Below are 11,816 nucleotides of genomic sequence, written 5' to 3'. Positions count from 1 at the left end.
CGCGACGCATCGTGCGGGGGGCAGCGCGTCAGAAGAGCGGCTCGGCGAGCCCCGCGCGCATCATCGCTCGCCGCACCGGGCCGATCTCGCGGGCGGCGGTGAGGCCGGCGGTGCGCAGCAGCGTCAAGGGGAGGGCGCTCGTCAGGAGCGAGCGGTTGAGGAGGTCGACCCCGGTGGAGCGCACCCCCACCTCGAGCCGGCGATGGGAATCGTAACGATCGGCGAGACCGGCGAGGCTGCGGCCCGGTCGGGCCCGCTCCAGAAGGTTGGACAGAATCGCGACGTCGCGAATGCCGAGATTGAGGCCCTGCGCCCCGATCGGCGGCAACCGGTGACCGGCCTCGCCCACGAGCACGGCGCGCCGGACGCCGAAATGGTGCGCCACCATCCCCTCGAGGGGGATCACCGCGCGCGGCCCGTCGATCTGCATGCGGCCGAGCACGGCGTGGGCGCGCCGCTCCAGCTCGCGGGCGAGGGGGCCGGGATCGGCGCTCGCCCACTCGTCGATCACCTCCGGCCGCTCCACGAACACCAGCGAGGAGCGCTCTCCGGGCAGCGGCACCAGCGTGAACGGCCCGCCCGGCGTGTGGAACTCGATCGACGCGTTGCCGTGCGGGCGGGCGTGCGACAGCACGGTCACGAACGCGCTCTGATTGTAGCGCCAGCGCTTCACGGCGAGGCCGGAGGCGGCGCGGACCACCGAATCGATGCCGTCCGCGCCAACGATCAGCTCCGCCTCCACCCGCGTCTCGCCGGCCTCCACCGAGGCGATCTCGCCGTTGTGGACGCGCTCGGCGAGCTCGTCGACGTGCCTCACCCCCGCACTCGCGAGCCGGTCGGCCAGCGCAGCGTTGAGATGGTCGTTCTCCACGTTGAAGCCGAACTGGTCGAGCGAGATCTCGTGAGCGTCGAAGGCGATCTCCGGCGCGCGGGGGAGGCGGCCGGTGTCGTCGATGATGCGCATGCTGGTGAGGGCCGCCGCATGGGGGGCGACGCCCTCCCAGACGCCGAGCCGGTCGAGGAGGGCGACGGAGGGCATCAGGAGCGCCGTCGTGCGCGGGTCGCGGGCGGGGGCGGGGGCGACGAGGGCGACCCGCCAGCCCGCCTCGGCGGCGACGAGCGCGGCGAGCGCGCCCGTCGGCCCGCCCCCCACCACGGCGACGTCCACGACCAGCGTCTCGCTCGCTCCCATCGTGTCGTTCGCGTCCATTCGATCCTCCTCGCGCCCGGCCGGCTTGATTGCCTTGCCCGGCAAAACTAACGTCCGATCCTGAAAATCGGAGAGCGATTATGACGCACGCCATCCTCGTGGAGGAGGTCGGCGGCCCCGACGTCCTCACGTGGCGCGAGATCGAGGACCCTACGCCCGCAGAGGGCGAGATCGTGGTGCGCCATACGGCGATCGGCCTCAACTATCTCGACACCTATTTCCGCTCCGGCCTTTACCCCGCGCCGGGCGGGCTGCCGCTCGTGATCGGCAACGAGGCGGCCGGAGTGGTGGAGGCGCTCGGTCCCGGCGTCACCGGCTTCGCCGTCGGCGATCGGATCGCCTACGCGGCGCCGATCGGCTCCTACGCCGAGCGACGCGCGATGCCGGCGGCGACGGCGCTCAAGCTGCCCGACGCGATCGACGACCAGACCGCCGCCGCGATGATGCTGAAGGGCATGACGGTGCGCTACCTCCTCAAGGAGACGTTCGCCCTCGGCCCCTCCCACACGGCGCTCTTCCACGCCGCGGCGGGCGGCGTCGGCCTCATCGCCGGCCAGTGGGCGAAGGCGATCGGCGCGCGCCTCATCGGCACCGTGTCGACGGCGCAAAAGGCCGAGCTCGCCAAAGCGAACGGCTACGCCGAGGTGATCAACTACCGCGAAGAGGACTTCGTCGCCCGGGTGAAGGAGCTCACCGACGGGGAGGGGGTCGACGTGGTCTACGATTCGGTGGGCAAGGACACCTATCCGGGCTCGCTCGACTGTCTGAAGCCGTTCGGCCTGTTCGCGAGCTTCGGCCAGTCGTCGGGCCCGATCGAAGGCTTCAACCTCGGCCACCTGGCGCAGAAGGGCTCGCTCTTTGCCACCCGTCCGACCCTCTTCACCTATGTCGGCACGCGCGCGCGGCTCGAGGCGAACGCTGCTGATCTCTTCGAGATGGTGGGCTCCGGCAAGGTGAAGATCTCGGTGGATCAGACATTCCCGCTGAAGGACGCGGCAGAGGCCCACCGCGCCCTCGAAGGACGCAAGACCACCGGCGCCACGGTGCTCCTCCCATGAACGAGGACCCGTCAAGTCCCGCCGCGACCGCTCCCAACGGGGCGGTCGCCTTCCTGCAGGACCTCGTCCGCCTCAACACGGAGAACCCGCCGGGCGAGGTGGGCGAGGCGATGGAGTGGCTGGCTGTCTCGCTGGAAGGGCGCGGCTTCGAGGTGGAACGCCACCCGGTGCCGGCTCCCTTCGCCCGCCACTATGGCCGCTCCGACGTTCTGAACCTCATCGTGCGCCACAATTTCGGCTCCGGGCCGACGGTCGCCCTCCACGCGCCGATGGACACGCTGCCGGCGGGCTCCGGCTGGCGGCGCGACCCGTTCGGCGCGGAGATCCACGACGGGTTGCTCCACGGCCGCGGCGCGCGCGATTCGAAGGCCGACGTCGCCGCCTACGTGGCGGCCCTCGAGCATCTCGTCGCCGAGCCCGCGGGGCTCTCCGGCACGCTGGAGCTCCATCTCACCGCCGACGAGGAGACCGGCGGCTTCCTCGGCCCCGCCTTTCTCCTCGGCCACGAGCTGACGCAGCCCGACGCCGTGATCGCCGCCGGCACGTCCTACCAGGTGGTGGTGGGGCAGGAGGGGGTGCTGCACCTCGAAGTGCTCGTGCGGGGCGTGCAGGCCCACGCCTCGCGCCCCGAGGACGGGGTCGACGCCATGGCCGCCACCGCCCCGCTCCTCGATCGTGCGCTCGAGGTGGCGAAGCAGGCGCCTCGCCCGCTCACCATCTCCACCATCGAGGGCGGGCGAGGGGTGAACCTCGTCGCCGACAGAGTGCGCTTCACCATCGACCGCCGCCTCGCGCCGGACGAGGACGGGGAGGCGGTGGAGGCCGCGCTGATCGGGACGCTGGAGGGGGCGCACTCCGGCCCCGCCGAGCTCGAGTGCCGCCGCCTCCTCCTCGCCGAGCCCGTCACCCCGACGCCGCCGAGCGAGCGGCTCGCCGAGATCCTCTCCCGCCATGCCGAGGACGCCATGGGGCGGCCCGTGCCCGTCGTCTCGGCGCCGGTCGTGAGCGGTGCCCGCCACTACGCCCTCGCCGGCATTCCGACCGCCCTCTTCGGCGTCGGTCCGCCGATCGTCGGCGAGGGGGTGGACTTCACCGGCGACGAGGCGGTGAGCCTTGCCGACCTCGGTGCCGCGACGCGGGCGGTGACGGACGCCGTCGCCGAGCTCCTCGGACGGGGCTGAGCCTCAGCCGACGGCCTCGCCCATCGTCCCACCGCTCTCACGCGGCTTCAGGCGGACGAAGATGAACGGCAGGAAGGCGAGGAGGTGGAGGCCGAGCACCAGCGACAGGGCGAAGCTGTAGCCCTCCGGCGTCGCCCCGCCGGTGGGATCGGGGAAGAGCTCCAGCACCAGCCCGAAGCCCCACTGGAAGATGAAGGCGAGCGTGAACACGCTGAAGTTCAACAGCGTGTTCACGCGTCCCGCCATCTCGGGGACGAACTCGCGCGCGATGAGGTTGTAGGTGATCACCCCGACGGTGCCGACGGCGGCGAAGCCGATCCACAGCGGCGCCGCCGTCGTCGGCGGCAGGACGATGAGGAGGAGGATCATCAGCGCATAGAGCGTCGCCCCGCCGATGAAGACCTGCATCGTGCGCCCGACCCGGGCCGCCCAGCTCGACAGGATGCCGAACCCCCAGAAGCCGACGACGAGACCGCCGGCGGCGATCGACACCCACTGCGCCGCCACGCCGGAGGAGAGGTCCGCCGCCTCGCGCAGCCACGGCCCCATCCACAGGCTGAGGATGCCGAGCATGCCGGCCTGCGTGGTGGTGGCGAGAGGGGCGAGGCGCCACAGCGCGCGGGAGCGCAGCACGGCGCCGAGCTCACGGGTGAGCTGGTGCACCGGCACCGACGTCGACGGCTCGTGCCGGCGCGGCACCACGAAGAAGGTCATCGCCGCGACGATGGCGACGAGCACCGCCACCACCAGGAAGAGGCCGCGCCAGCCGACGACGTCGATGAGCGCCGCCGTCGGGATCCCCGACAGGGCGCTGCCGGCGGCGCCGAACGTCATGTGGGCGGCGACCACCAGCGGCACCCGCTCGGCGGTGAACCACTGGCGATAGGCGGTGAACGGCGCCATCAGCGCCATCGACGCGCCGACGCCGATGAAGAAGCGGCCGAAGACGAGGGTCTCGAAGCTCTCCGCGACGGTGAAGACGAGGCAGCCGAGCGCCGCCACGGCGAACACCAGGGCCTGGACCCGGCGGGGACCGTAGCGGTCCATCAGGATGCCGAACGGGATCTGGCAGACCGCATATCCGGCGAAATAGATGCCGGTGAGGAGGCCCATGTCGCCCGCCGAAAGGCTCAGCTCCACCCGAATCGGCTCCCCGGCGACGGCGTTGATGGTCCGCAGCAGGAAGGAGAGGTTGAAGGCGAGAGCGAACGGGAGGAAGACGCGCAGGGCAAGGGCCATGCGGCCTCATAGCGCCGCCCGAGGGTCCCGACCAGCTCTTTCGGCGCCCCTCAGGGAGTGCGCAGACCGGCGATGAAGGCGCGGTCGAGACGGTCCTTGAGGCGGAAGGCCCACTCTCCCTCCGCGACGATGCCGTTGCGCGCGAAGAGGGCGCGCCGGTGGCCGAGCGAGACGAGCGCCAGCGCACGCCGCTGAAGCCTCACCTCCGGCGGAGCATCGCCGCGCGCGAAGGCGGCGATCGCGTCGGCAAGGTGTGGCCCTTGCCGCACAGCGAACACGCCGGCCTTGGGGCGCGGGTCGTCGGGCCGCGTGGCGACGTCGCCGACGGCGATCACGTTGGGGTGAGAGGTGCTCACCATCCGCCGGTCGACGGCGAGGAATCCGTCAGGAGCGCGGGCGAAGGGGGTGTCGTCGAGCCACTTGGCCGGCGAGGCGCCGGTGAGGGTGAGGACGGCGTCGGCCGGCACCACCTCGCCGTCCGCGAGGATGACGCGCCGCCCCGCCCGTACCCCGACCGAGGTTCCAATGTGCACCGCCACCCCGCGCGCCCGCAGCGCGGCGCCGAGGCGGCGGCCGAGGCGCGGCGCCGCGGGCAGGAGCGAGGCGCGCTGCTCCACCAGCGTGACGGGCGCTTCGGGCCGGCGCGCCCGCAGCGTCGCGGCGACCTCCACCCCGGCGATCCCGCCGCCGACGACGACGAAGGCGGGGTCCGGCGCGGCGAAGTGGAAGGACAGCACCGTGATGAGCCGGTCGAACGGCTTCGCCGGCACCACCTCCGCTGGATCGAGGGAGGGGATCGGCCGCGGCACCGCGCCGGTGTTGACGACGAGGAGGTCGTAGGGGATCCGTTCGCCGCCGCGCAGGTGAAGCGCCGCCTCGTCGGCCCCCACGACGTCGCCGCGGACGAACGTGGCGCCGGTCGCGGCGGCGAGCGGGGGGAGGGGGATCGAGCACTCCGCCTCGTCGTAGATCCCTTCGATCCAGCCGGGCACCATGCCGCTATAGTGGGCGACGTCGGCGCGCGAGACGAGCGTGATTCGCGTCCCCGCGGGCGGCGCACCGAGACGTTTCAGCGCGATCAGCGCGGCATGCCCCGCCCCCGCGATCACCACATGCATGGTAGGAAGTTCCGCAATCGCGCGTGTCGAGGCATCAGTCGCTTGCTTGACCAGACCATAGAGGCTCACATACGAGCTGTCCGCTCGTTGTCGAAGTGTAGGAGCGTCGAATGAGCGACGCCACGGTTCCATATAAGCCACCGTTCGATTCGCCCGTCCGCGGGCTCGGCATCGTGGTCATTCCGCTCGCCCTCGTCTCGGTGGCGGCCACCTTCCTCATCCTCACCGGCCTGACGCCCATCGAGCCGACGTCGCGGGTGATCACCATCGCTCTGGTGATCAACGCAATCCTCGTCCTCGCGCTCCTCACCGGGGTGGCCTACGAGGCGGTGAAGCTCCTCAAGGCCCGCAGCGCCCGGCGCGCCGGCGCCCGCCTCCACATGCGCATCGTCGCCCTCTTCTCGGTGATGGCGGTGATGCCGGCGGCCCTCGTCGCCGTGGTCGCGACGCTCACCCTCTCACGCGGCCTCGACCGCTGGTTCGAGGACCGCACCCACGCCATCGTCGAGAACTCCGTCGCCGTCGCCGACGCCTACGTGGGCGAGCATGCGCGGGTCCTGCGCTCCGACCTCGTCGCGATGGCCCGCGACGTCGATCGCGCCAAACCCATCTACGACTACGAGCCGACCCGCTTCGACGGCTTCCTGCAGACCCAGGCGGGGCTGCGCCAGCTGCCCTCCGCCTTCCTCCTCAACGGCGCCGGGGAGGTGCTGACGAAGGCGGTGATCAATCCCGAGATCCACCTGAGGATGCCGCCGCCCGACGCCATGCGCGAGGCGCTGAAGGGCAAGCCGGTGCTGATCGCACCCGGCGAGGCCGACCAGGTGGGCGGCATCATGAAGCTCGAGAGCTACCGCGACACCTACCTCTACATCGCCCGCCTGATGGACCCGCAGGTGAACGGCTTCCTCCGCCTCACCCGCGCCAACGCCCAAGAATATATCCAGATGGAGAATTCGCGCCTCGGCATCACCGTGGCGTTCGGGCTCGTCTACGCGGGCGTGACGCTCGTTCTCCTGGTGTGCGCGATCTATATCGGCTTCGGCTTCGCGAACCGCCTCGTCGCACCGATCCGCGATCTCATCGGCGCCTCCGACCGCGTCGCGAGGGGCGACCTCGACGTGGAGGTGCCCGTCCACTTCTTCGACGGCGACATCGCCCACCTCGGCGAGCGCTTCAACGCGATGACGAGCCAGCTGAAGTCCCAGCGCGAGGATCTCGTGTCGGCGAACGACCAGATGGACCGTCGGCGCCGCTTCACCGAGGCGGTGCTGGGCGGCGTCTCGGCCGGCGTCATCGGCATCGACGCGGAAGGGGTGGTGACGCTCGCCAACCATTCGGCGCAGAAGATGCTCGACATTGCGGAGGCGGACATCGTCGGCCACCGCCTGGTCGACGCGGTGCCCGAAATGGCGCCGATCCTGTCGGCCGACGGCGGGCTCACCCGGCTGCGAGTGAAGCCGGAGCAGATCAGCCTGCCCCGCCGCGGGCGCGAGCGCACCATCTCCGTGCGCGCCACCAACGACCGCGGCGACATGGCCCGACCGGGCTTCGTGCTGACGCTCGACGACATCACCGACCTCGTCACCGCCCAGCGCACCTCGGCCTGGGCCGACGTCGCCCGCCGCATCGCCCACGAGATCAAGAACCCGCTGACACCGATCCAACTCTCGGCCGAGCGCATCAAGCGGCGCTACGGCAAGCAGATCAAGCCCGACGACCACGAGGTGTTCGACCAGTGCGTCGAGACGATCATCCGCCAGGTCGACGACATCGGCCGGATGGTCAACGAGTTCTCCAACTTCGCCCGCATGCCGGCGCCCGCCATGGAGCGGCGCGACGTGCGCGACGCCGTGCGCGAGGCGGTGTTCCTGCAAGGCGTCGGTCACCCCGACGTGGTGACCGAGACCGACATTCCCGATGCACCGATCATCGCGAATTTCGACCAGCGGCTCGTCGCGCAGGCGCTCTCCAACCTCGTCAAGAACGCCGCCGAGGCGATCGAGCAGACCACCGAGGAGGATCGCGGCGGCGAGCCCGGCCGGATCCGCGTGCGCCTCTACCGCAACGAGGTGGGCGAGGTCGTCACCGACATCATCGACAACGGCATCGGTCTGCCCAAGGCGGGTCGCGAACGGCTGCTCGAGCCCTATATGACGACGCGCGAGAAGGGGACGGGCCTCGGTCTCGCGATCGTGAAGAAGATCGCCGAGGAGCAGGGGGGCCGGATCGAGCTTCTCGACGCCTCTGCGGTGAGCGACAATGTGCGGGGCGCCTGCATCCGATTCGTTCTGCCCGCCGACGAAGTCGCTGCGGCGGACGAGACGGCGACGGCGAGAAAGGTCGCGGACGCCCCCGCGGCCCCGGCCTCACTTGACGCCGGGCCGGAGGCGAGCGACGAACAAGCGTCCCCCGACGCTGCGGACGGATCGTTGTCCGCCGCGCCGGGCGGAGACGAACGTCAGGTGGAGTGCTGATGGCATCCGACATCCTTGTCGTCGACGACGAGATCGACATCCGCAATCTCATCGCCGGCATCCTGGAGGACGAAGGCTACGAGGTGCGCACCGCGGCCGACAGCGACGAGACGCTGGCGGCGATCGGGGCGCGTCGTCCACAGCTCATCTTCCTCGACATCTGGCTGCAGGGCTCCAAGCTCGACGGCCTCGCCCTCCTCGACACCATCCGCGCCCAGCACAACGCGCTGCCCATCGTGATGATCTCCGGCCACGGCAACATCGAGACCGCCGTGTCGGCGATCAAGCGCGGGGCTTACGACTACATCGAGAAGCCGCTGAAGGCCGACCGGCTGCTGCTCGCCGCCGAGCGAGCGCTGGAGCACTCGCGCCTGCGCCGGGAGGTGGAGAGCCTGCGCACCAAGACCGGCGAGCATCAGGAGCTAATCGGCGGCTCGGCGGTGATGAACCAGCTGCGCAACACCATCGAGAAGGTGTCGCCGACCAACTCGCGCATCATGATCATGGGACCCTCGGGCTCCGGCAAGGAGCTCGTGGCGCGCACGATCCACAACAAGTCCGCCCGCGCGGACGGACCGTTCGTGGTCCTCAACAGCGCCACCATCACGCCGGACCGCATGGAGGTCGCCCTTTTCGGCTCGGAAGCGCGGCCGGGGCACGAGGCCTCCGTCGGCGCGCTCGAGGAGGCGCACGGCGGCACCCTCTATCTCGACGAGATCGGCGACATGCCGCTCGAGACGCAGGCGCGCATCCTGCGCGTCCTCGTGGCGCAGGAGTTCAACCGCGTCGGCGGCACCCAGAAGGTGAAGGTGAACGTGCGCATCATCTCCTCCTCGGCACGCGATCTCCAGGAGGAGATCACCGAGGGGAGGGTGCGTGAGGACCTTTTCCACCGCCTCTCGGTGGTGCCGATCCGCGTGCCCGCCCTCGCCCAGCGGCGCGAGGACGTGCCGATGCTGATCGACTACTTCCTGCGCCAGACCGCCGAGAATCAGGGGCTGCCGCGGCGCATCATCGGCGAGGACGCGATGGCCGTGCTCCAGGCGCACGACTGGCCGGGCAACGTGCGCCAGCTCAAGAACAACGTCGAGCGGCTCCTGATCCTCACCCGCGACGGCGACGCCAACGACCCGATCTCGGCCGACTTCCTGCCCAACGAGATCGGCGCGATCGTGCCGCCGCTCTCCTCGCAGACGGGGGGCGAGCACATCATGGCGCTGCCGCTGCGCGACGCGCGCGAGATCTTCGAGCGCGACTATCTGAAGGCCCAGATCAACCGCTTCTCGGGCAACGTCTCCCGCACCGCCGAGTTCGTCGGCATGGAGCGCTCGGCGCTGCACCGCAAGCTGAAGACGCTCGGGATCGCGTGACCATCATGACAGGCGAGGGGGATCGACCGCGCTCCGCCTCCCACGGGCTCGGCGCGTGAAGACCATCGGCCTCATCGGCGGATTGAGCTGGGAATCGACGGTTCCCTACTACCAGCACCTCAACCTCCTCGCCCGCGACACCTTCGGCGGTCTCCATTCCGCCCCGATCGTGCTGTGGTCGTTCGACTTTGCCGAGATCGAGGCGCTGCAGGCCGAGGGCGACTGGACCGGCGCCGCCGAGCGGATGGCCGACGCCGGCCAGCGGCTCGCGCAAGCGGGCGCCGAGGTGATGGTGATCGCCTCCAACACCATGCACCGGATGGCCGGGCACGTGGAGGCGGCGGCCGGCGTGCCGCTCGTCCACATCGCCGACGCCACCGCCGAGGCGATCCGCGCCGACGGCTCGCTCCACCCGGTCCTCCTCGGCACCAAGTACACGATGGAGGGCGCCTTCTACCGCGGCCGAATGACCGATCTCGGGCTCGACGTGCGCCTGCCCGACGAGGCCGGCCGCGCCCGCGTCCACGACGTGATCTACGATGAGCTCTGCCGCGGGGTGATCACCAGCGCCGCCCGCGCCGACTATGTGGACATCATCGACCATGCGGTGGAAAGGGGCGCCGACAGCGTCATTTTCGGCTGCACCGAGGTGGGTCTCCTGCTCGGTCAGGACGATGTCGGCGTGCCGGTCTTCGATTCCACCCGCATCCATGCCGAAGCCGCCTTCCGATTGGCCGCGGCCGAGGCCCTTTCGGGAGCGTCCTGATGCGCGTCGTCATTTGCGGAGCGGGGCAGGTGGGGTTCGGCATCGCCGAGCGCCTGTCGAGCGAGGGGCACGACGTCTCCGTCATCGACGTGTCGCCCGCCCTCATCGCCAACGTGCGTGACCAGCTCGACGTGCGCGGCGTGGTCGGCCACGGCTCCCACCCCGACGTGCTCGGCGCCGCCGGGGCGGAGGACGCCGACCTCCTGATCGCCGTCACCCAGGCCGACGAGGTCAACATGGTGGCGAGCCAGGTGGCCCACACGATCTTCCAGGTGCCCACCAAGATCGCCCGGGTGCGCGCCCAGTCCTACCTCGCGCCGGTCTACCAGAGCCTCTTCGCCCGCGAGCAGATGCCCATCGACGTGGTGATCTCGCCGGAGATCGAGGTGGGCGAGATGGTGATGCGTCGCCTCGCCCTGCCGGGCGCGGTCGAGACCGTGCGCTTCGCCGACGACGCCATCGTCGTCGTCGGCATCATGTGCCGGGAGGACTGCCCGGTGGTCGACACGCCGCTGCGCCAGCTCACCGAGCTCTTCCCCAATCTCGGCGCCGTGGTGGTGGGGGTCTTCCGCCACGGCAACCTCATCGTGCCGCGCTCGGAGGACGTGTTGCGGGTCGGCGACCTCGTCTACGTCGTCGCCCCGCGCGAGCAGGTGCGCCGCACCCTCGTCATCTTCGGCCACGAAGAGCCCCAGGCGAGCCGCGTGGTGATCGCCGGCGGCGGCAATATCGGCTTCTACGTAGCCCAGCAGCTCGAAAAGCGCGAGCCGCAGACCAAAGTGAAGATCGTCGAGGCCTCGCGCCCCCGCGCGCTCCAGATCGCCGACCAGCTCCATCGCGCCGTGATCCTCAACGGCTCGGCGCTCGACCAGAACATCCTGCGCGAGGCGGACGTCGAGGACGCCGACACGATGGTCGCCCTCACCAACGACGATCAGGCCAACATCATCGCCTGCGTGATGGCGAAGACGCTCGGCTGCGTGCGCAACCTGTCGCTGATCAACAACGTGTCCTATCCCGCGCTCGCGAACGCGCTGGGCATCGATGCCTACGTGAACCCCCGCGCCGTCACCATCAGCCGCGTGCTGCGCCACGTACGACGCGGGCGCATCGAAAGCGTGCACTCGCTGCAAAACGGATCGGCGGAGGTGATCGAAGCGGAGGCACTCGAGACCTCGCTTCTCGTCGGGCGTCCGCTGCGCGACCTGGAATTGCCCGAAGGGGTACGCGTCGGCGCCATCTACCGCCGCGGTAAGGCGGTGGAAATCAACGGCGATACCCAAATCGCCGCACGCGATCGCGTGATCATGTTCGCCCTCGCGAGCAAGGTGCACCAGGTGGAGCAAATGTTCCGGGTGAGCCTGGAATTCTTCTGAGCCGGCTCCGATATCCGCGGA

9 protein-coding genes are annotated in these 11,816 nt (G+C 70.5%); 6 read left to right on the top strand and 3 right to left on the bottom strand.

The window, feature by feature from the left end:
• Positions 1 to 28 precede the first annotated feature (28 nt).
• The gene (locus JCR33_RS03460; protein ID WP_198880631.1) at positions 29 to 1,210 is read right to left on the bottom strand and encodes an FAD-dependent monooxygenase; all 1,182 of its coding nucleotides are present in this window, start codon (positions 1,208 to 1,210) and stop codon (positions 29 to 31) included.
• An 80-nt stretch (positions 1,211 to 1,290) separates the two neighbouring features.
• Here JCR33_RS03460 and JCR33_RS03455 point away from each other — a divergent pair, with 80 nt between their 5' ends.
• Both JCR33_RS03455 and JCR33_RS03450 read left to right on the top strand, forming a co-directional pair.
• Positions 1,291 to 2,268: a quinone oxidoreductase family protein gene (locus tag JCR33_RS03455; protein WP_198880630.1), complete on the top strand. Its 978-nt coding sequence runs from the start codon at positions 1,291 to 1,293 to the stop codon at positions 2,266 to 2,268.
• Positions 2,265 to 3,449, top strand: coding sequence for a M20/M25/M40 family metallo-hydrolase (locus JCR33_RS03450; protein WP_198880629.1), 1,185 nt, complete (start codon positions 2,265 to 2,267; stop codon positions 3,447 to 3,449). Before JCR33_RS03455 ends, JCR33_RS03450 begins: the two co-directional genes overlap by 4 nt.
• Positions 3,450 to 3,452: 3 nt before the next feature.
• On the opposite strand, the gene JCR33_RS03445 is transcribed toward JCR33_RS03450, so the two are convergent.
• Both JCR33_RS03445 and JCR33_RS03440 read right to left on the bottom strand, forming a co-directional pair.
• Positions 3,453 to 4,688 carry an MFS transporter gene (locus JCR33_RS03445; RefSeq protein WP_198880628.1) on the bottom strand — a complete coding sequence of 412 codons (1,236 nt, stop codon included), beginning with the start codon at positions 4,686 to 4,688 and terminating at the stop codon, positions 3,453 to 3,455.
• Between the two features lie 50 nt (positions 4,689 to 4,738).
• The gene (locus JCR33_RS03440; RefSeq protein WP_198880627.1) at positions 4,739 to 5,806 is read right to left on the bottom strand and encodes an FAD-dependent oxidoreductase; all 1,068 of its coding nucleotides are present in this window, start codon (positions 5,804 to 5,806) and stop codon (positions 4,739 to 4,741) included.
• Between the two features lie 110 nt (positions 5,807 to 5,916).
• Here JCR33_RS03440 and JCR33_RS03435 point away from each other — a divergent pair, with 110 nt between their 5' ends.
• Genes JCR33_RS03435 through trkA form a run of 4 tightly spaced genes read left to right on the top strand, consistent with a single transcriptional unit; the run spans position 5,917 to position 11,795 of the window.
• Entirely contained in the window at positions 5,917 to 8,283 is a 2,367-nt protein-coding gene (locus JCR33_RS03435; protein WP_198880626.1) for a sensor histidine kinase NtrY-like, read from the top strand.
• Positions 8,283 to 9,653, top strand: a complete 1,371-nt coding sequence (gene ntrX, locus JCR33_RS03430) for a nitrogen assimilation response regulator NtrX (protein ID WP_198880625.1) — start codon at positions 8,283 to 8,285, stop codon at positions 9,651 to 9,653. Before JCR33_RS03435 ends, ntrX begins: the two co-directional genes overlap by 1 nt.
• Before the next feature lie 55 nt (positions 9,654 to 9,708).
• Entirely contained in the window at positions 9,709 to 10,419 is a 711-nt protein-coding gene (locus JCR33_RS03425) for an aspartate/glutamate racemase family protein (RefSeq protein ID WP_198880624.1), read from the top strand.
• Positions 10,419 to 11,795 (top strand): Trk system potassium transporter TrkA, encoded by a 1,377-nt coding sequence (gene trkA / locus JCR33_RS03420; RefSeq protein ID WP_198880623.1) that lies wholly within the window; start codon positions 10,419 to 10,421, stop codon positions 11,793 to 11,795. Before JCR33_RS03425 ends, trkA begins: the two co-directional genes overlap by 1 nt.
• Positions 11,796 to 11,816 lie beyond the last annotated feature (21 nt).

It is taken from the genome of Acuticoccus mangrovi (assembly GCF_016411865.1).
Taxonomy (GTDB): Bacteria; Pseudomonadota; Alphaproteobacteria; order Rhizobiales; family Amorphaceae; genus Acuticoccus; species Acuticoccus mangrovi.
The sequence above is the reverse complement of the archived record's forward strand: the minus strand, read 5'-3'. Positions and strand labels throughout refer to the sequence as shown.

Bases quoted from the DNA above. Each gene is read 5' to 3' on its own strand.
- JCR33_RS03460 (WP_198880631.1), bottom strand. From the start codon at position 1,210: ATGGACGCGAACGACACGATGGGAGCGAGCGAGACGCTGGTCGTGGAC.
- JCR33_RS03455 (WP_198880630.1), top strand. From the start codon at position 1,291: ATGACGCACGCCATCCTCGTGGAGGAGGTCGGCGGCCCCGACGTCCTC.
- JCR33_RS03450 (WP_198880629.1), top strand. From the start codon at position 2,265: ATGAACGAGGACCCGTCAAGTCCCGCCGCGACCGCTCCCAACGGGGCG.
- JCR33_RS03445 (WP_198880628.1), bottom strand. From the start codon at position 4,688: ATGGCCCTTGCCCTGCGCGTCTTCCTCCCGTTCGCTCTCGCCTTCAAC.
- JCR33_RS03440 (WP_198880627.1), bottom strand. From the start codon at position 5,806: ATGCATGTGGTGATCGCGGGGGCGGGGCATGCCGCGCTGATCGCGCTG.
- JCR33_RS03435 (WP_198880626.1), top strand. From the start codon at position 5,917: ATGAGCGACGCCACGGTTCCATATAAGCCACCGTTCGATTCGCCCGTC.
- ntrX (WP_198880625.1), top strand. From the start codon at position 8,283: ATGGCATCCGACATCCTTGTCGTCGACGACGAGATCGACATCCGCAAT.
- trkA (WP_198880623.1), top strand. From the start codon at position 10,419: ATGCGCGTCGTCATTTGCGGAGCGGGGCAGGTGGGGTTCGGCATCGCC.